This window comes from Saccharibacillus brassicae, from assembly GCF_006542275.1.
In the GTDB taxonomy this organism is placed as follows: Bacteria; Bacillota; Bacilli; order Paenibacillales; family Paenibacillaceae; genus Saccharibacillus; species Saccharibacillus brassicae.
Genome location: NZ_CP041217.1, coordinates 4,563,857 through 4,582,192, shown reverse-complemented (window position 1 = coordinate 4,582,192; position 18,336 = coordinate 4,563,857). Strand labels below are relative to the sequence as shown.

The following is an 18,336-nucleotide window of genomic DNA, read 5'->3' as shown; positions in this document are numbered from 1 at the left end:
TTCGATCGTTCAACCTTGCGGGGCGCGTACGGAGGCTGCATGCGGCCGGGAAGCTTCGCCCGGGGCGGCGCAGGAAGAGACGCGGACCGGCGTCGTTTTGAATCCGGGCATTTTGCAGTGCGGATCGAGCTCCGGCAGAGTGGCCCGGTTGACGTTCTGCACGCCGCCCCAGTGCATCGGAGCGAATACCGTATCGGCCCGAATCTTGGGCGTCAGGCGGCTGCGCGCGTAAAATTCGCCGGCTTCGGATTCGATCCGCACCCATTCGCCGTCGCGCACGCCGAGCCTTTTCGCGGCCGACGGGTGCAGCTCCAGAAAAGCGGCCGCTTCCCGCGCTTCGAGCACGGGGCTGCGGTGGGTCTGCACGCCCGTCAGGTAATGGGGCAGTACCCGCCCGTTGGTCAAAATAAGCGGGTAGTCGGGCGAGACGGACTTGGACGGTGCCGATGCCGTCTGCGGCGGTGCGGAGAAGACGGCCCGGCCGTCCGCATGGGCGAAGTCCTGTTCGAACATCAGTCCGCTGCTGCTCTCCTCTTCGCTGCACGGCCAGTAGACGCCTTCTTCCCGGCGCAGCCGCTCGTACGTGATGCCGGAATAATCGGCCAGTCCGCCGCGGCTGGCCCGCCGCAGCTCGTCGAAGATCGCTTCGGCAGACGGGAAACGGAACCTTTCCCCCTGTCCGAGCCCGTGCGCAACTTCGCACAGGATATCCCAATCGTCGCGCGCCTCGCCGACTGCCGGACGCACCGCTTCGCGCAGCAGCACCCGGCCTTCCAGATTCGTCAGCGTGCCCGCGTTTTCCAGATAAGAAGTTACCGGCAGTACGATATCGGCCAGCAGCGCCGTCTCGGACAAGAACAGATCCGCCACGATCAGCCCGTCCAGCTTCGCCAGACCTTCTTCGACGAGAGCGACGTTCGGATTGGACATGACGGGATTCGAGCCCATCACGAACAGCGTCCGGATCTCTTTCCGGTGAATCTTCTCCATCATTTCGTAAGCGGACACGCCGGCTCCCGGTATCTGTTCGGGTTCGACGCCCCAGACCGAAGCGATATAAGCCCGGTCTTCGGCATTCGCGATAGAGCGGTAGCCCGGCAGCTGGTCCGCTTTTTGCCCGTGCTCGCGGCCGCCCTGCCCGTTGCCCTGCCCGGTCACGGCGCCGTACCCGCAGCCGGGCCGCCCGATTTTGCCTGTGGCCAACACCAGATTCAGAAATTCGCGCACGGCCAGATGGCCGTCCGTCTGCTGTTCGACGCCCCGGGCCGTCAGAATCATCCCGGTCGAAGCCCGGCCGTACAGCAGCGCCGCCTGCCGGATCGAAGCTTCGTCCACCCCGCAGACCGCCGCTGTCTGAGCCAGCGTCATCTGGCCGAGCGTCCGCTCCTGCAGCTCTTCGAATCCCCGGGTACGGCCGGCGATAAACGCTTCGTCGATCAGTCCTTCTTCGATCAGCACTTTCAGCATGCCCGCCGCAAGCGCCGCATCCGTGCCCGGCCGTACGGGCAGATGCAGATCGGCGGCGGCCGCGGTAGCCGTCGAGCGGGGATCGATGACGATGATCGCAGCGCCGTTCTCGCGGGCCCGGTTGAAGTAAGGCATAAGCGTCGGCTGGCATTCCGCCAGATTCGTTCCCGCCAGAATGATACAGTCCGCCTGCGGAATATCCGACAGCCGAAACGTCAATCCGCGGTCAAGCCCGAACGTTTTGCTGCCGGCGGAAGCGGCGGCGGACATGCAAAATCGGCCATTGTAATCGATATATTTCGTCCCCAGCGCAAGCCGGGCGAACTTGCCGAGCAAATAAGCCGTCTCGTTCGTCAGCGAGCCGCCGCCGTATACGCCGACCGCGTCCGGCCCGTATCTTTCGGACGAAGCCGCGAGCAGCTTCACCGCCGCCCGTATCGCTTCCGCCCACGAAGCCCGCACCAACCGTCCTTCGCGCCGGATCATCGGATACCGGAGGCGTTCCCGGCTGACCGCATGCTGATGCGCGTTCTGCCCTTTGACGCACAGGCGCCCTTCGGAAGCGGCATTGTCGTCTCCCCGCGCGCGCAGCGCCGTGCCGCTGCCGACCGCGGCCGGCCCTTCTTCGAGCCGGATCTTGCACTGCACGCTGCAAAACGGACATTGGGTCTGCCAGGCAGCCGTCGCTCCGCTGCCGGGCCCTGTTTCGGTGAATGCGTTGAACATAAGCCGCCTCCTTTTCAATAGGCCGATCCATTCAATCTGGTTGATCCATTCGATCCATTCGATCCATTCGATCCATTCGATCCATTCGATCCGGTCGTTCTGTTCGCTCTGGTCGATCTAATCGATTTAATCGATTTAGTAAGCAGCGGATTCCGCATTCGCTTCTTCCGCCAACCGCCAGGCCAGTTCTTCCCGAAGCGTGCGATCCAGCAGAATCTCCCGCACGGATCTGAGCCCGAACCGTTCAAACCATTCCCACAGCGCCTCGCCGTAAAAAGCTTGTTCCCGGTACAGCTGCAGCAGCGCTTCCCCGAGCAGGGCGGCTTCTTCTTCGCTGCCGGCCACTCCGACCCATTCGCCGGCGCGGACCGGATGCTCCGCATGCCCGCCGGCATACAGTTCCCATCCGGCCGGGCAGCGCCCGAGCCCGATATCCCGAACCGCGATGCCCCGCGGATCGTCCGGACCGGCCGAGACCGCCGCGTCGACCGGCCCCGGCAGCGCCGCCGCCCGCAGGCTGCGGGCCAAGTGCTCGCCGATCCGGCGCGCCGCTTCCGCCTCCGCATCAGCCGGCGCGAACATCCCGGCCGGCTCCGCCCGCCCCTCGATACCCGCTTCGCGCATAGAATAGCGCCGCGCACCGCCCGCTTCGTCTTCCCGGGCGCCGCTCCCGCTGCCGACCTGCCAATAATAGAGCACGGCCGGCCGGCAAATGTCGCAGCCGCCCGCCCATTCCCGCTCCGGGATCAAGTGCACTCCCCGGCCGGGCACACCGCCGCGCGCGAAGCCCGGCCCGCCCGGCGCATAATCCGGCCGGACCGCTTCCGCCGCAGCTTTGAGCCCGGCGCGGCCGAACGGCACGCAGCCGCAGAGCGCTTCTTCGCTGTCCGGCGCTTCCGCGGCGGCTTCGCCGGCCAACACCAAGCCCGCGCCCGATTTCGCGTATTCGACGAGCGCTTCCACCATCGGCCGGCAGCCTCCACAGGAACCGGAAGCGCCCGTAGCCCGCTTGACCTGATCGGCCGAACTCAGGCCGCCGGACACCACCGCCTGCACGATCGAATCTTTGCTGACTTCGTTGCAGGCACAGACCTGTTCGCCGCCTTGCAGCGCCGCGGCCGCCGCCTGCATCCCTCCGCCGGCTTTCGTGCCGGCTTCTCCGCCGGAAACGAGCGTATCGACCGAAGCCTGCCGCGCGATCAGCTTCAGCAGCGAAGTCGATTCCGCCGTGTCCCCGTACAGGATCGCGCCGACGATGCGCCCGCCTTGCATCGTCACTTTGCGGTACAGGCCGCGCAGGCCGTCTTCGGTCCGCTGCGCGACTTCCGCCTGGTCTTCGCGGATCTCTCCCGCCGAGAAGACGTCGACCCCGGCGACTTTGAGCCGGGTATGCAGCGTCGAGCCGACATACGGCTCGTCGGAAGCGCCGCACAGCCGGTTCGCCAGCACTTTGGCCTGCTCGTACAGCGGAGCGACCAGGCCGTAGGCGATTCCCCGGTGTTCGGCACATTCGCCGACCGCGTATACGCCCGGCATATTCGTCTGCAGGCTGTCGTCCACGACAATGCCGCGCCGGATCGCGATGCCGCTGTCTGCCGCAAGCTCCGTGTTGGGCGTGATTCCGACCGCCAGCACGACCAGTTCCGTTTCCATGCGGCCTCCGTCCGCGAAGCGCAGCCCTTTGACCCGGTTCAGGCCGGTAATGGCCGTCGTCGTCGTGTTCAGCCGGAACCGCATGCCCTGGCTTTCCAGTTCTTTGCGCAGCAGCTTGGCCGCCGTCTCGTCGAGCTGCCGGTTCATCAGAAACGGCGCATTGTGCACGACCTGCGTGTCCATGCCGAGATTCAGCAGGCCGCGGGCCGCTTCCAGCCCCAGCAGGCCGCCCCCGATCACCGCGGCCCGGCGCACGCTGCCGGAAGCGCGGATCATGGCCGAACAATCTTCCAGATTGCGAAAAGCGATAACGCCGCTTTTGTCCGCGCCGGGAATCGGCGGAACGAAGGCGGACGAACCGGTCGCGATAATGAGCCGGTCCCAGGGCAGGCTCAGCCCCGAAGCCGTCTCCACTTCGCGGCGCGCGCCTGTCCGAATCCGTACGGCCCGTTCGCCCGTATGCAGCGCAATGCCGTGTTCCCGGTACCATTCATACGGATTCAGCACGATTTCGTCGAACGAAGAATGGCCCTGAAGCACTTTGGAGAGCATCATCCGGTTGTAGTTGGGATGGCGTTCTTCGCCGATCACCGTCATCTCGAACCGGTCGGGAGCCAGCTTCAGAATTTCTTCCAGGCAGCGGATGCCCGCCATCCCGTTTCCGATCACGACCAGCTTCGGTTTTTGTTCGCTCATGTCCGCCTCAGTCCTTTCTCGCTTTTCGTTTCTCGTTTTTTTGCATGCTTTCGATTTGGAAAAAAAGACACAAAAAGCCTATCTTCTTTCCATGGCGGAAAGAAAAATAGGCTGCGCTGCCGATGCAAAGCGGTACGCCATTGTACCGAATAGCTATTCATAGAGTAGGGGAACGATACGTCGAAGTCAATCATTATGTAACTATACCTAACGTTAAAAGTACGATAAATCCGTTTTTTTATGATTTTTAAACTTTTTGAGTAAATTATATTGACACAAAACCTTTAAATTTTTATACTTTGCGTAGTCAAAGGCCGCACAACGCTGTGAGGTCTGCATCCGGCAATGAGGCCGCGGTTCGTTCTTTCTTCATAGAACGAGCTGCGGCCTTTTCGGATTTTCCGGCTTTTTCAACCGATCTGCGAGGAGATGAGACGAAATGGAAAACGCAAAAAAGAGTTTTTGGAAAAGCGGCCACACCCCGAGTTTGTTGAGCGCCTTTTTGTACTTCGACATGAGCTTTATGGTGTGGGTGATGATCGGGCCGCTGGCTGTCGTCATCGCGGCCGACTATCCGATGGACCCGCTGCAAAAAGCGCAGCTGGTCGCCCTCCCGATTCTCGGCGGCTCGATTCTCCGGCTCGTGCTCGGAGCGCTCACCGATTATATCGGCCCCAAACTGACCGGCCAGATCGGCATGCTGCTCACGCTCGTTCCCCTCGTGATCGGCTGGCAGTTCGTCCAGTCGCTTGAACAGCTCTACGTGGTCGCCCTTCTTCTCGGCATCGCCGGCGCTTCGTTCGCGGCAGCTCTCCCTCTCGCCGGGCAGTGGTATCCCAAAGAACACCAGGGCCTCGCGATGGGGATTGCGGGTGCGGGCAACAGCGGCACCGTGCTCTCCACCTTGTTCGCGAACCGGATCGCGCAGCATTTCGGCAGTTGGGAAATCGTGTTCGGCCTGGCGATCATTCCGATCGCCGTCGTGTTCGTCATTTTCACCCTGTTTGCCCGAAACAGCCCGAACCGTCCCGCTCCCAAAAAGCTGTCGCATTACGCTTCCGTTCTGCGTCAAGGCGATGCCTGGGTGTTCTGCCTGTTCTATGCGGTGACTTTCGGCGGGTTCGTCGGCCTCTCCAACTATTTGACGATCTTCTTCAATGCCCAGTACGGTCTATCCGCGGTCCGGGCCGCCGACTTCACGACGATCTGCGTCATCGCGGGCAGCTTTTTCCGGCCTCTGGGCGGCTTCCTGTCCGACCGGATCGGCGGAATCCGCATGCTGACGATCCTGTTCGGCGGAGCCGGCCTGATGCTTGCGCTCGTCGCTTCCATGCCGCCTCTGGCAGCCGTCGTCCTGCTTCTGTTTGCCGGCATGATGTGCCTCGGCGCCGGCAACGGAGCGGTGTTCCAGCTCGTTCCGCAGCGCTTCGGCAGCGAATTGGGTCTGATGACCGGCATCGTGGGCGCGGCCGGCGGCCTGGGCGGCTACGCGCTGCCGATGCTGCTCGGCAAGCTGTATCAGATGACGGGCAGCTACACGCCGGGATTCGTCTGTCTCAGCGGCGTCGCGCTGCTGGCTCTCGTCCTGCTGGTCGTCATCCAGCTGAGATGGCGCACGACCTGGGCGGCCGCAGGCGGGCTTGCCGCTGCCGCTCCGGCTTCGTCCGGCAATTCCGGGCAGCTGAATTCCTGATCGGCGCCGCTGCGGTATCGGCCGCTTCTCCTCGTTGAACGCAAATTCCTTCTTGAACGCAAACGTCTTGTTGAACGCAAACGTCTTGTTGAACGCAAACGTCTTGTTGAACGCAAAAAAAACGACGACGGCTGAAGCAAGCTTCAGCTGTCGTCGTTTTCCGTTTCGGGCTGTCTTTTCGATGCAAAAAGGTCTCACAGCTTCAAGTCAAGGCTCAGCGCAGCAATCAGTTCTGCCGGCCCGCCAGCTCCCGCACCAGACCCGGCAGCCAGTCGTCCAGCTCCCGGAACTTGAATCCGGCTTCTTCGGCGCGGGACGTATCCATCGCCCAGTGGTCGGGAATGCCGAACGGCGAGCCTTCGCTGTCCGGGCCTTCCGGAAGAACGATCGCCTGGCCGCCCGTCTCCCGGTCGATCGCGCCCAGTACCTGGCGCAGCTTGGGCTTGCCGGCCGAAGCCGCGTTGAACGGTCCGACCGCCTCGATCCCGCCCAGCCACAGCAGGAAGTCCGCCGCTTCTTCTTCATGGATAAAGCAGATGCGGGCCTCCGTATTGGGCATCACGAACGACACGCCGCTTTTGATCCGGTCCACATGAAACTGCAGACGCTTCGTATAGTCGTTCGGGCCGAGCACGATCGGGAAGCGCGCCGCAGCCGCGGGAAACGGCGCTTCACGGAAAAAGACGGCTTCCGCCTGCGCTTTGCCTTCGCCGTAAGGCACTTTGTCCACCGGACCTGCCGGGACTGCCAAAGCGGCCGTGTCCACGAGTTCTTCCTTCATGTCCGCCGAACCCGCTTCGTACACGCTCAGACTGGACGTCAGCACATAACGGCCGATTTTGCCGGTAAAGACCCGTATCGCCGCCCGGGCTTCGTTGGCATCGTAGCAGATGTTGTCGTAGACGACGTCCCAATGCCGGCCTTCCGCGGCCGCTGCCAAAGCGGCTTCGTCCGTGCGATCCGCCCGGATACGCGTCACCCGTTCACCGAAAGGGTCCGGCGTCGTGCCGCGCGTCAGAATCGTGACCGCATGCCCCGCCTCCAGCAGCTTTTCCACCAGAATTTTGCCGAAAAAACGCGTGCCTCCCAGTACCAGTACGTCTTGCGCCATGATGTAAGTCCTCCTGTTTGTCCGTCGATTGTCGGCAGCCGGCCCGCTGCCTGTTCGCAAACGCCGGCGCCGGTTCCATGATTCAGCATAACCGCTCCTGCGCATAAAGCAAATCGGCGGCAAATAAAACCTCCGGCGGACTTAACGCGTCACGTGCTTGTGTCCGCCCTGAATGCCGTGCACCTCCGCAAGCGTCGGCAGTCCTTCCCAGTCTCCCTTGAACTGCGTCGCCATCGAGCCGAGCAGGTTCGCCCGCCGCAGCGCTTCATGCAGCGGCTTTTCGCCGAGGCCGTCCGCAAGCTCGCTCCGGTGCTCCAATAATACGGACAGCAGGCCGGAAGCGAACGCGTCGCCCGCGCCGACCGTGTCGATCAGCCGGTCGACCGGGAACGGTTCCGCGCGCACGACCGCTTGCCCCGCAAATCCGATCGAACCTTCCGCGCCCAGCTTCATCGCGACAAGCTTGGGTCCCATGTCGAGGAAAGCCCGGCCGTACTCTTCGATCTCTTTCGGGCCGAGCAGGAATTCCGCTTCCTCGTCGCCCGGCATGAAAATATCGCACAGCGGAATAAGCGACAGCAGCGTTTTGCGCGCCAAGTCTTCGCTCCACAGCTTGCGGCGCAAATTCGGATCGAACGAGACCGTCAGCCCCAGCGCCCGCGCCCGCTGCATCAACAGCCGCGTCGCTTCGGCCGTGTCCGGTCCGAGCGCCGGCGTAATCCCGGTCACATGCAGATGTCCCGCGCCTTCCAGCCACGCGTCGTCCACCATGTCCGGAGACAGCCGGCTGGCCGCCGAGCCTTTGCGATAATAGTAGACCGCGGGATCGCCGTACCGCTTGAAATCTTTGAAATAGACGGCTGTCGGCGCTTCTTCGTCGCGCACGGCATGCGAGACGTCCACACCCTGTCCGGACAGCGTGCTCAAGACGAGGTCGCCGAACGGATCGCTGCCGAGCCGGCCGATCCAGCGCACTTTTTTGCCCAGCCTCGACAGACCGATCGCCACGTTCGATTCCGCGCCCGCCAGCGACTTGGTGAACAGCGGCTCGTACTGCAGCGCCCCCTGATTGTACGACTGAAACAAAATCATGCTTTCTCCGAGCGTGACCACGTCCACTTCCGTATTCCGCATTTCCGTAAGTCTCCTCCCCGCACTCTCCGCCGCTTCGTTTCTGCCGCAGCCGATGTCCGTCTGTTTTTGGATACGCTATCATCAAACTGTCTTCAGTTTACTCGGTAAATGCCTGCCGGACAAGCCCATGCACGGCCGGATTGGCTCAGTGCGGCGCTTCGCTGTTATAATGAGGAAACGTTTGAAGAAAAGAGGGAAACTATGGCATTCGGAATCGACAGACAAGAGCTGACGCGCTGGAAAGAAGCGGTGGAACGCGGAGAGATCGCCTATTTGACCCATTTTTGGCTGCATCCGCGTTTTCCCGGCGTCACCTCCGTCACCAAGGTCGGCTGCTCCGATCTCGACCGGCTGGCGCGCTGGTGCGTCGACAACGGACTCAGCCCCGCCCATATCCACCGCCGCGAACGTTATCCGCACTTTGACCTGATCGGTCCGAGACAGGCGGAGATTCTGCGGCGGGAAGGGCTGCTGGATCAGCTCGAACGCTTCGTGGAACGCCGGCGCCTATAAGCGTATAGGCACGCCGTATTGGACGGACCCGCCCCGCTGCGATAAAGTGGGTTTATCACGCGGGGCTTCGGTCGCTTCAGCGCGGTCGGCGCGGTCGGCGCGTCCGGCCCGCCGCGCAAGCGGCCGCACAGCGCCGGCAGGCGAAGGAAGGTTCTTATGCTGCTGTCCGTTTTCGTTACGATGTATCACGTTTTTCTGCCGCTGTCTCTGCCCGTGATCGCCGGCATTTTGCTGCGGCGATTCCGCGGACTCGACACCAAGCCGCTGTCTGTGCTGTCGCTGTACCTGCTCAGTCCGGCGATCATCTTCACCACGCTGCTGAACGCGCGCGTCTCCGCCGAAGACGTCGGCATCACGGTCGCGTTCAGCCTGATCAACCTGCTGGCCATGTGGGGCGTGTCCATCCTGCTCGGACGTCTGCTCAAGCTCGGCGATCCGGAAAAAGCGGGCCTGACGCTCGTCGCTTCGTTTACGAACTGCGTCAATTACGGACTGCCGCTCGTGCTGCTGGCATTCGGGCAGTCCGGACTCGACAAAGCGGCCGTCTACGTCGTGATGCAGATCATTATCGTCAATACGGTCGGGGTATTTTTTGCGGCGCGGTCGCATTTCTCGATCAAGCAGGCAGGCCGGGCGATGCTCAAGCTGCCGGCACTCTATGTGGCGGCGCTGGCCGGCCTGCTGCGCGTGACCGGGATCGAGCTGACCGACGTCGTGCAGACCGGCGTCAATCTGCTGGCGGGCGCCTATTCGCCGGTCGTACTCGTCATTCTCGGCGCGCAGATGATCGGAGCCGTCCGCGGCGAATGGCAGCCGAACCTGCGGCGGGCGTTCCGGGCCGGCCTCGCGCTGCGGCTGCTGGTGGCCCCGCTGCTGAGCTGGCTGATCCTGCTGCTGCTCGGGGCGGAGCCGCTGCTGCTCGGCGTGCTGCTCGTGCTGGCTTCGATGCCGACGGCGGTCAACGCCGTCATTCTCGCCGAGCAGTTCGGCGCGTCGCCGAATTTCGTCTCGCGCTGCATTTTGTGGACGACGCTGGCGTCGTTCGTCGCGCTGCCGCTGCTGCTCGTCTGGACGGCTCCGTGAAGCGGAGCGTCAACTAACGGCAATAGCGGCAATAGCCAGGGCGCGGCCGGTTTGGAGGCAGGTTCGGGCGAAGCCGTGAAGCGCAAAGTGCCGGAAACGGCAAAAAAGGAGACGGTCCCCGAGGACCGTCTCCTTTTGGTAGGCGTTATGCGGCCGGGAGGCTCGACATGCCGCGGTCGGGACCGGACGCAAGCGCTATTCGGCTTCGCCTTCGGTCGAGAACGGAAGATCGGCATGGAACGCGGTGCCTTCCCCTTCGCGGCTCTCGACAGAGATGCTTCCGCCCATCAAGCCCGCCAATTCCTCGCAAATTTTGAGTCCCAACCCGGAACCGCCGTACAGACGCGCGTGCGAAGCGTCCGTCTGGCTGAACGCTTTGAACAGCTTGTCCATATGCTTCTCCGGAATGCCGATTCCGGTATCCCGCACGGTGAAGCGGATACGCACTTCGCCGGCCTTGGTCCACTCCGGCAGCACTTCCGCCGACAGCGTCACGCTGCCGTGTTCGGTGAACTTGAGCGCGTTGCCGATCAGGTTATCGAGAATTTGGCGCAGCCGGTGCGGATCGCCGTAGATGCGCTGGACCAGGCCGCGGCCGACCGACAGACTCAGCTCCAGCCCTTTTTCCGCGGCACGCAAGTAATGCGCTTTGAGAATCGAATCCAGAATATATCTCAGATTGAACTCGATCCGCTCCAACTTGATGCGCCCGTCGGCCGCGCCGGCCAGATCGAGCGCGTCGTTGGCGATATTGAGCAGGGCATCGCCGCTGCCTTTCGCCAGTTCCAAATATTCGCGTACGTCTTCCGGCAGATCTTCGTCCATGAGCACGATGTCGAGCAGCCCCATCATGCCGTTCATGTTGTTGCGCATCTCATGATTGAGCTTGCCGATAAATTCCATCAACGCCCGGCTCTGCCGGTGGGCGGAACGCGCCGCGTGCGCCGCTTCCTCTTCCAGCATCTTGCGGTCGGTCACGTCGTACTGCAGCCCGACGAACAATACGCAGCGGCCTTCGGCGTCGAAGATCGGATCGATGTTCAGTTCGTTCCAGAACAAGGTTCCGTCGCTGCGGTAATTCAAAATTTCCGTCCGGATCGGCAAACATTTGGACAATCGATCGCGAATATCCCGTACCGTCTCGCTTCGGGTCTCTTCCCCCTGCAAAAAGCGGCAGTTGCGGCCGATCACTTCTTCCCGCGAATATCCCGTCAGCTGCAGGAAATACTCATTGACGAAAATAAGCGGCTGCTCCGGATCGGTTGCGTCCGTAATCGTGACGGACGAGCGAAGCTCTCCGATGATATGCGTCCAATCCGGATTCGAAGCCGGCAAATCCCTCATCTTTCCGTCCCCTCCCCTAATTCGCCCCCCGGCGAGTCCGTTCAAATTCAAACCTTACCCAGCGTACCATAAGAACCGGGTTTTTTCCTGCGTTGCCTGCCTTTGGGACGAAAAAAAACGGTTCTTCCCGCTTACGGAAGAACCGCCCGGCTTCGCCGTGCAGCCGGAGTCCGACTGCCTGCGGTCAGACGTCCTTACACGTAATAAGGACGTACGCATACCGGCTTCGATACGCTCACCGTATGGCCGGTAAAGGCCAGACGTCCGCTTTCCTTATCGACGGTGAATACGGCGATGTTGTTGGCGTCCCGATTGGCCGCGAGCAGATGGCTGCCGCTCGGCGTCAGCGCGAAATGGCGCGGATGGCCGCCTTCGGTCGAAATATGCTGCACCAGCGTCAGCTTCTCGCCCGCTTCGTCGAACGCGTAGACGACGATGCTGTCGTGGCCGCGGTTGGCGCCGTACACGAAGCGCCCGTCCGCGGACAGCGCGATTTCGGAGCAGCCGTTCTCGCCCGAATAATCGGACGGAAGCGTCGGCACGACTTCGATCTCGCTCAGCGATCCGCTGTCGGCGTCGTAGCGGTACGAAGCGATCGTGGAATTCAGCTCATTGATGACAAAAGCAAAACGTCCGCCCGGATGGAACGTAAGGTGGCGGGGTCCGGCGCCTTGGGCTGCCTTCGTGTCGCCCTGGGCAACGAGCTTGCCGGCTTCGCGGTCGATCGCATAGGTGCGGATCAGGTCCAGGCCGAGATCCTGCACGAGCAGGAATTTCTCGTCCGGGCTGAAGAACGCGGAGTGCACATGCGGAGCCGCGCCGTCGATCGGCTCGTGCGTCTGGACGTCCAGCAGTTCGCCGACATGGCCATTTTCCTTGAGCGATACGAGTCCGGCCATTCCGCCGTGATAACTCGATACGACCAGGAAGCGGTTGTCCGAATCGCGCTGGACGTGGCAGGTCGTGTTCGGCGTCGTGATCGTGCGGTTGAAGCGCGTCAGCGTGCCATTCGGATCGAAATGGATCATCATGACTTCGCCCGCTTTGCCGCTGTCCGTTTCGACTTCGCCGATCGCGTAAATATGGGAATGCTCGACGTCCACGTTCAGGAACGTCGGATTTTTGAGGCCGGACGTCTGGTCGAGCAGTCGAAGCTCGCCGGTCGTCTCGTCGAACTCGTACGTATAGACGCCGCTCGAAGTCGATTCGGCGTAAGAGCCGACGAAAACGAACATTTTTTGATTGGATGTCATGTGTATGCCTCCTGGTTCTCATTCGCCGCCATTCGCGGCCGAAACGCGCGCAAGCCGCTTCCGCCGCGGATGCGGCCTGGTGTCCCGGTGCCCGCCGAAGGCGGGGTCGCCCGGGAATATGGACTTTATTATCGTTCCATTATAACGTAAAGCCCCGCAAATCCCAAATCGCTTATTCCAAGCGAAAGCGGCCGGATCGGCGCCTGCTCCCGATCCGGCCTTGCGTTTGCCGAAGGCGCGGGGCGAAGTCTTCGTCCCGATTTATACGGCTACACCGGCTTCGAGGCCGACGGCGCGCAGAGGTTCCGGGGCTTTCTCGGCAGCCGGCTTGAAAAATTCGAAGAAACGTACCGTCTCGTCGTAATCCGCTTCGTCCCGGTAGATGCCGGTCAGCCGGCCCAATTCGAGGGCAAAATCGACGTAGCCGTAAGCCTGCGCCGTCACGAGGCCACCGTCCGACACGACCGGACGCTCCAGACGGGCGCCGGTCGGCGCAGCGGCAGAAGCTCCGGCCGGCGCGGTGAAACTGCGACCGCGCGCGAGGCCGGCGTCCAGCGCAAGCAGCGTGCCGGAGCAGATCGCGCCCACGGTGCCGCCGCAGGCCTGAACCGCTTTGAGCAGGTTTTCGACTTCGCTGCGGCGCGCGATCTGCGAGAGATCGCCGCCCGGCACGATAAAGAGATCGACCGAGCCCGCTTCCACCCGTTCGATCGTCATATGCGGCACGATGCGAAATCCTTCGTGCGCGGTTACAGGCTCCGGGGACAATCCGACAGTAATGATCTCGCCGGCCGTTTTCATCAAACGCGCCGCGAGCACGACCTCGAACTGCGTAAAGCCGTTATAGACAAGAATGTACGTTTTCAATTCCCAAATTCCCCTTCCGGTTATCCGATAACTTTTGCCTGAGTCTGAGACCAAGCTCCACTTTTCAAATAACCCCGAAGTGTGGCGTTCGAATCGGGTTTTGCGCGCATATTCCGAATTTTTATAAGGCGGCGAACCAGGAAGGCCGATCGCTCGCGAACCCGTCATGGTCGAGCAGCAGCCGGTCCGCCATCTGAAGCGTCTCGCCGAACGTTTCGGGACGCTGCTCAAGCGTATCCGCGAGCTGCGACAGAACCCCCGACGCCGCATACAGCGCGTACAGCCGCCAGAACAGGTCGTCGGGCGCCTGCCCGCCGTGGTACCCGAGAATCTGGCCGGTGCAAAACAGCGGACTGAGGCTTCGGCTGTGCAGTCCGAGCCGGGCGAATTCGTATACCGGGTCGCCCCAGCCGAATCGTTCGAAGCCGATCACGCCGACCAGCCGGCCCGTATGTACGATCAGGTTCGCCGGACCGAAGCTGCCGTGCAGGAAAGACTCCGGCCGGCCTTCGGCAAGCCCGGAGTCGGCCCGAAGCTTCGCGGATGCGACTTCCGCGCTCGCTCCCCAGACGCCGCCTGCCTGGAGCACCGCTTCGGCGCGTTCGATCCGGCGGCGATGCCGCGCAGCCCACGCTTCGGCGGGCTCGGGCACGGCGCAGCAGCCGATCCGGCTCAGCTCTTCCCCCGCCTGCATGCCGATCCGCAGCTGCTGCGGCTTGGGCGTGAGCGGCAGGATGCGCTCCGCGTCCGTCCCTTCGATATACGACAAGAGCAGGAAAAACAATCCGTCCGATTTCCATTGCCCGAACGCGATCGGACGCGAGCAGTGCACGGTCATCGCCTGCATCCGGTGCAGCGCTTCGAATTCGGCCCGTCTGAGGTCGAACGAGAATCCGTCGAACAGACGCAGCAAGTAAGCGCCGTCATATCCGTAGAAATGAACTTTGTATTTGCGGTCCGCGGACCCGCCTTCACTGATCGGATACGCTTCGATGATTTCGCCCAACGGAGCGATTTTGCGGCCGAGCAGCCTGAGGACGCCGTTCTCCGTGCCCGCTGCGTGCGCCTCATTCCTTTTTTTACCGTCCAACTCGTTCTCACCTCCTGCGGGAATTTTCCGATCGACCGCCTGCGGCAGTCCGTTCGTATCGTGCCGGTCCTATGCCTATAGGCCGGGTATGGTGTGCTTGATTATACGCGGAAAACCGGTGTTTTTGAAGGCAGTTACAGAAAAATGTTATTTTTTCGACTATAATCGATTATTTTCGCGCTAAAATAAACCCGTTAACAAATAAAACGAGAGACAAGCCGTGGTCGGCTCGTCTCTCGTTGTCCCTATACTATCGGCTTTCCGGCGCAGCGTCAACCCTTATTCGCAATTTTATGCTTTTCCGGTTACACCGACGCGGCGGTACAATTCGTCAAGATGCGACAGCACCCACTCGTCTTCCGGCGCATCTTCCAGCCGATAATTCAATTCGTCGTGAAAATCCTGGATCATGAAGCCTTCCGGCGCGCTGCCGAGCACTTCGTCGAAATCGTAAACCGGCAGGTCGACGACGCCTTTGGCCAATCCCTCGAACCAGTTCATCCAGTCCGGCAGTGCCAGCACGCCGCGCGCCCAGAGATCGAACTGCAGGCTCAGCACGTCCTGCATCCGGTCGAACTCCGCCGGTTCGGCGAACCGCCGGCTCGCCGCAACCGCCGTGGCGTACAGCTCGCCCAGCGCTTCGAGTTCCGCGGCGGGCGGCTGGTGTTCCAGTCCGCGCATATAATCTTCGACGGCAATCGTCTCGCCGTTGTCGTACAGCATCGGCGTATTCGACAGCAGCCACAGCGCGTGCTGCACGTCGTCTTCCACGATCTCCCCGCGCAGCGCGGCGTTTGTCCATTCGTGCAAATTCATCGTATTCCCTCCATTTGTAACTCTAGGTGCCCGAGCCGTCGCGCAGGATGTTTTTGGACCGCGCTTCGTTCAGCCAGTCCGGAAACTCCTCGAACAGCCGGTCGTACAAGTCTTCGTCGCTGACCGTGTCGATATCGTCGAGCGCGAAAAATCCGGCGTTGTCCACCAGTCGGCCGGGCAGGTCGTCCAGCTTCCGCAGCACGCCGTAATTCGATTCGCCCAGACCGACGAACTGCCAGAAGATCGGATGCAGCGAACTTTCGGTCAGCAGCCGGGAAATCTTCTTCGTCTCCGATACGCCGCCGTCGCTGAAAAAGACGACGTAGACCGGCACAGCAGAATCCGGTTCCTCGACCGTGAACTTGCGGATCACGTCCTCCATGACCGCCGGCTCATTGTTGCGTCCGCCCGCTCCCTTGAACGGGTAGACCCGGTTCACGTAGCCTTCGTAATCGCCGGCCGACGCAGGCTGCGCCCGCACGAATTCCAGCGCGAACATCCACACGTCCAGCATCCCGTCGTCGTCGAGACTGGCTGCGATCGCCAAAATCCGCTCGAACGCCCGCTGGACCGTGCCGTTTTTGTACAGCTTGTTCATCGAGCCCGACGCGTCGAACACGACCGCCACTTTCCCTTTTTGCCGCGAAATCCGTTTCTTTTCCAGCGTGACGGCGACCTTTTTCTTCAGCAGGTCGATCCGTCCGACCGGAGCCACGGGTATCTCGGGAATGACCGGCGGCTCGGGCGGTACGGGCGATGCGGATGATTTCGGCTCGGCGACTTCTTCCCCGGACGTTCCGCCTTCGACGTCGACGCCAAACGATTGCGCCAGCGGGCCGAGCCCGCCGTCGAATCCCCGGCCGATCGGGCGAAGCTTTACCGTATCTTTATACGCGTAAATTTCCGCCAGCACAAGAGCCGCTTCCTGCCCCGCGCCCGCAAGGGAGCAGGCGATCGTCCGCCCGGCGTATTCGACCGTCAGGGTGAATCCTTCCACCTGCGCGAACGTCCCTGTCCCTTCCAAAGCGGCCGCGAACACGAACTTTTCGATTGTGCCGGCTTGAAGATCGGCCAGGTTCGCTTCGAATCTCGCGCCGCGTTCTTCGCTTGTCACCAACGCTACGCGCTCGCCCGCGCGGCCCGGCTGGTTGTAGAAAATAAAATCGTCGTCCGAGGCTACCCGGCCGCCGGGTCCCAGCAAAAAGCAGCTTGTATCGAGCGGCGAAGGCGAAGACGTCCAAGCAAGTTCGATCCGGGCGATGCCCGACGAGCCGAGCGGCGTATTCGCGCCCTGCACGAGTTGTTCCGGTTGTTGCGCCATGTTCCATTCCCCGTTTCCGCAGTTGAAATGTATGTACGCGCGCCGTCAGCGCAGCAGCATGTAGAGGCCGCCGGCGGCTATAAGCAGCGACAGCACGATTTGAATCCATTGGAAAGGCACGGATATGCCGGCCACTTTGGCTCTGACGGGCGAGCGTCCGCGGCTGAGCGTACCGTGCAAAAACTTCAACCCGATCGCGAGCATCGCCATTCCCAGTATAAAATCGAACATCGTTCGGTCTCCTCCTAACGCAGCCGGCGGTCGATCTCCCCGATCCAGAAGCCGCCTTCGTCGGCCAAAATCGTCTCCCACCCGAGCCGGCGGGCGATCTCCAGATTGTCCGCCTTGTCGTCGACGAAGCAAATATCTCCCGTTCCGTTAAGCTTCGCTTCGGCCGCCCGGAACAGCCGGATATCCGGCTTGTGGAAGCCTTCTTCGCTTGAGACGGTGAAGCTTGCGATGCAGGTGCCGAGATCCGCGAACAGCGGCATGATCCAGGCGGCGACGTGATTGCTCAAAATATGCAGGTCGGCCCGGCGGCTCCAGCTTTCCAGGCGTTCCAGCGCCGGCAGCGGCACGAGCGCTTGCCGCAGCAGATTCCGCGCGTCTTCCGTGCCCACGCCGGGACAGGCTATTCGCAGCCAGTCCCAGAACTGCGCTTCGCTCAGGCTGCCCTGCCACAGGCGAGAACCGACTTCCTCCTTGTAGCGCAGACGCAGCTCGGCCGGATCGATCCCGCCCTGCCGCGCCAGGTCGCTCCAGAAGCCGTCGAGATTGCCCGCCAGCACGCCGCCTACGTCGAACACCAACTGCGGCCTGCCCGGATCAGCGTTCATGCGGCGTCCCTCCCGGGTTCAGCTTCGTAAACAGAAACAGCACGATATAAGTTCCGCCCTGCAGCACGAGCAGCCCGCCGCCGAACAGCAGCAGATGGCGCACCCAGGCGGGATCGCCGAGCAGCTGATGCAGATCCTGCGCCAGCATCAGCGGATTCGACACGATATCCCAGCTGTTCCAGCGGATAAACCGGCCCATGTAGATGCCGAAGCTCGACAGCAGCAGCACCGCCGCGGCAAACGCCCAGCCCGCGAGCGTACCCAGCGAGCGCGATACCAGCCGGTGGACCGAGTACAACGAAGCGCCGGCGATCAGCAGGCCGAGCAGCGCCGCCAGCAGCATCGGCAGCAGATGGTGCCAGAAGCCGATGTCTTCCCAGAAGCGCTGCCGCGGATCGAAGCGGTATTCGCGGAACACGTGCAGCAGGTCGGTCAGCAGATAAGCGGCGTTCGGGTAAAAGAACAACCACAGCAGTCCGGTCCCGGCCAGCAGCAGCGAGCGGACGACGCCGCTTCGGCGCACGAACAGCAGATCGAGCCCGACCGCCGCGGCGGCCGGAATCCAGGCCAACGCAAAGTTCCAGACCATGAAGCGGTACGGCAGATGCCCCTCGGCGCTGCGGATATCGAGCAGTACGGCCAGGTCCAGCAGCGTAAGCAGCAGCAGGACCGACCATAGAATCAGTTTGGACGGATATTGCAGCGATCTCAAATCGGGCATCGCCGATCTCTC

Annotated in this window: 16 protein-coding genes; 3 read left to right on the top strand and 13 right to left on the bottom strand. The window is 62.2% G+C overall.

Annotation, left to right across the window (positions count from 1 at the left end; all coding sequences use genetic code 11):
• Positions 1-9: 9 nt before the first annotated feature.
• Positions 10-2,193, bottom strand: a complete 2,184-nt coding sequence (locus FFV09_RS19135) for a molybdopterin oxidoreductase family protein (RefSeq protein ID WP_141449312.1) — start codon at positions 2,191-2,193, stop codon at positions 10-12.
• A gap of 135 nt (positions 2,194-2,328) precedes the next feature.
• Positions 2,329-4,542 (bottom strand): FAD-dependent oxidoreductase, encoded by a 2,214-nt coding sequence (locus FFV09_RS19130; protein WP_141449311.1) that lies wholly within the window; start codon positions 4,540-4,542, stop codon positions 2,329-2,331.
• Between the two features lie 439 nt (positions 4,543-4,981).
• Between FFV09_RS19130 and FFV09_RS19125 the strand changes: the two genes are divergently transcribed.
• Positions 4,982-6,235 carry a nitrate/nitrite transporter gene (locus tag FFV09_RS19125; RefSeq protein WP_141449310.1) on the top strand — a complete coding sequence of 418 codons (1,254 nt, stop codon included), beginning with the start codon at positions 4,982-4,984 and terminating at the stop codon, positions 6,233-6,235.
• A gap of 226 nt (positions 6,236-6,461) precedes the next feature.
• Here the strand turns inward: FFV09_RS19125 and FFV09_RS19120 are convergent, their stop codons facing one another.
• Together FFV09_RS19120 and FFV09_RS19115 are read right to left on the bottom strand one after the other, a co-directional pair.
• Positions 6,462-7,346: an NAD-dependent epimerase/dehydratase family protein gene (locus FFV09_RS19120; RefSeq protein ID WP_141449309.1), complete on the bottom strand. Its 885-nt coding sequence runs from the start codon at positions 7,344-7,346 to the stop codon at positions 6,462-6,464.
• Positions 7,347-7,487: 141 nt separating this feature from the next.
• On the bottom strand, positions 7,488-8,480 hold the full coding sequence (locus tag FFV09_RS19115; RefSeq protein ID WP_141449308.1) for a sugar kinase: 993 nt from the start codon (positions 8,478-8,480) through the stop codon (positions 7,488-7,490).
• 201 nt (positions 8,481-8,681) lie between these two features.
• On the opposite strand from FFV09_RS19115, the gene FFV09_RS19110 reads away from it, so the two are divergent.
• Both FFV09_RS19110 and FFV09_RS19105 read left to right on the top strand, forming a co-directional pair.
• Complete coding sequence (locus FFV09_RS19110) at positions 8,682-8,993, top strand: hypothetical protein (protein ID WP_141449307.1); 312 nt, start codon at positions 8,682-8,684, stop codon at positions 8,991-8,993.
• A gap of 156 nt (positions 8,994-9,149) precedes the next feature.
• A complete protein-coding gene (locus FFV09_RS19105; RefSeq protein ID WP_141449306.1) occupies positions 9,150-10,076 on the top strand; it encodes an AEC family transporter in 927 nt (308 codons plus the stop codon).
• A 195-nt stretch (positions 10,077-10,271) separates the two neighbouring features.
• Here FFV09_RS19105 and FFV09_RS19100 read toward each other — a convergent pair whose 3' ends face one another.
• The 9 genes from FFV09_RS19100 to FFV09_RS19060 all read right to left on the bottom strand — a co-directional run bounded on the left by FFV09_RS19100 (position 10,272) and on the right by FFV09_RS19060 (position 18,324).
• Positions 10,272-11,420, bottom strand: a complete 1,149-nt coding sequence (locus FFV09_RS19100) for a sensor histidine kinase (RefSeq protein WP_141449305.1) — start codon at positions 11,418-11,420, stop codon at positions 10,272-10,274.
• A gap of 194 nt (positions 11,421-11,614) precedes the next feature.
• The gene (locus tag FFV09_RS19095; RefSeq protein WP_141449304.1) at positions 11,615-12,673 is read right to left on the bottom strand and encodes a lactonase family protein; all 1,059 of its coding nucleotides are present in this window, start codon (positions 12,671-12,673) and stop codon (positions 11,615-11,617) included.
• Positions 12,674-12,934: 261 nt separating this feature from the next.
• A complete protein-coding gene (locus tag FFV09_RS19090) occupies positions 12,935-13,540 on the bottom strand; it encodes a DJ-1/PfpI family protein (protein WP_170315084.1) in 606 nt (201 codons plus the stop codon).
• Between the two features lie 121 nt (positions 13,541-13,661).
• The gene (locus FFV09_RS19085; protein ID WP_170315083.1) at positions 13,662-14,630 is read right to left on the bottom strand and encodes a phosphotransferase family protein; all 969 of its coding nucleotides are present in this window, start codon (positions 14,628-14,630) and stop codon (positions 13,662-13,664) included.
• Between the two features lie 291 nt (positions 14,631-14,921).
• Positions 14,922-15,446 carry a hypothetical protein gene (locus FFV09_RS19080; protein WP_141449301.1) on the bottom strand — a complete coding sequence of 175 codons (525 nt, stop codon included), beginning with the start codon at positions 15,444-15,446 and terminating at the stop codon, positions 14,922-14,924.
• Between the two features lie 22 nt (positions 15,447-15,468).
• Positions 15,469-16,767: a VWA domain-containing protein gene (locus tag FFV09_RS19075; RefSeq protein ID WP_141449300.1), complete on the bottom strand. Its 1,299-nt coding sequence runs from the start codon at positions 16,765-16,767 to the stop codon at positions 15,469-15,471.
• Between the two features lie 45 nt (positions 16,768-16,812).
• Positions 16,813-16,998 carry a hypothetical protein gene (locus tag FFV09_RS19070; protein ID WP_141449299.1) on the bottom strand — a complete coding sequence of 62 codons (186 nt, stop codon included), beginning with the start codon at positions 16,996-16,998 and terminating at the stop codon, positions 16,813-16,815.
• Positions 16,999-17,012: 14 nt separating this feature from the next.
• Entirely contained in the window at positions 17,013-17,603 is a 591-nt protein-coding gene (locus FFV09_RS19065) for an HAD-IA family hydrolase (RefSeq protein WP_141449298.1), read from the bottom strand.
• On the bottom strand, positions 17,593-18,324 hold the full coding sequence (locus FFV09_RS19060) for a DUF1361 domain-containing protein (RefSeq protein ID WP_141449297.1): 732 nt from the start codon (positions 18,322-18,324) through the stop codon (positions 17,593-17,595). The genes FFV09_RS19065 and FFV09_RS19060 overlap by 11 nt, the downstream gene beginning before the upstream one ends.
• Positions 18,325-18,336: the final 12 nt, after the last annotated feature.

Coding starts and splice junctions, on each gene's coding strand:
- FFV09_RS19135 (WP_141449312.1), bottom strand. CDS start 2,193: ATGTTCAACGCATTCACCGAAACAGGGCCCGGCAGCGGAGCGACGGCT.
- FFV09_RS19130 (WP_141449311.1), bottom strand. CDS start 4,542: ATGAGCGAACAAAAACCGAAGCTGGTCGTGATCGGAAACGGGATGGCG.
- FFV09_RS19125 (WP_141449310.1), top strand. CDS start 4,982: ATGGAAAACGCAAAAAAGAGTTTTTGGAAAAGCGGCCACACCCCGAGT.
- FFV09_RS19120 (WP_141449309.1), bottom strand. CDS start 7,346: ATGGCGCAAGACGTACTGGTACTGGGAGGCACGCGTTTTTTCGGCAAA.
- FFV09_RS19115 (WP_141449308.1), bottom strand. CDS start 8,480: ATGCGGAATACGGAAGTGGACGTGGTCACGCTCGGAGAAAGCATGATT.
- FFV09_RS19110 (WP_141449307.1), top strand. CDS start 8,682: ATGGCATTCGGAATCGACAGACAAGAGCTGACGCGCTGGAAAGAAGCG.
- FFV09_RS19105 (WP_141449306.1), top strand. CDS start 9,150: ATGCTGCTGTCCGTTTTCGTTACGATGTATCACGTTTTTCTGCCGCTG.
- FFV09_RS19100 (WP_141449305.1), bottom strand. CDS start 11,420: ATGAGGGATTTGCCGGCTTCGAATCCGGATTGGACGCATATCATCGGA.
- FFV09_RS19095 (WP_141449304.1), bottom strand. CDS start 12,673: ATGACATCCAATCAAAAAATGTTCGTTTTCGTCGGCTCTTACGCCGAA.
- FFV09_RS19080 (WP_141449301.1), bottom strand. CDS start 15,446: ATGAATTTGCACGAATGGACAAACGCCGCGCTGCGCGGGGAGATCGTG.
- FFV09_RS19075 (WP_141449300.1), bottom strand. CDS start 16,767: ATGGCGCAACAACCGGAACAACTCGTGCAGGGCGCGAATACGCCGCTC.
- FFV09_RS19070 (WP_141449299.1), bottom strand. CDS start 16,998: ATGTTCGATTTTATACTGGGAATGGCGATGCTCGCGATCGGGTTGAAG.
- FFV09_RS19065 (WP_141449298.1), bottom strand. CDS start 17,603: ATGAACGCTGATCCGGGCAGGCCGCAGTTGGTGTTCGACGTAGGCGGC.
- FFV09_RS19060 (WP_141449297.1), bottom strand. CDS start 18,324: ATGCCCGATTTGAGATCGCTGCAATATCCGTCCAAACTGATTCTATGG.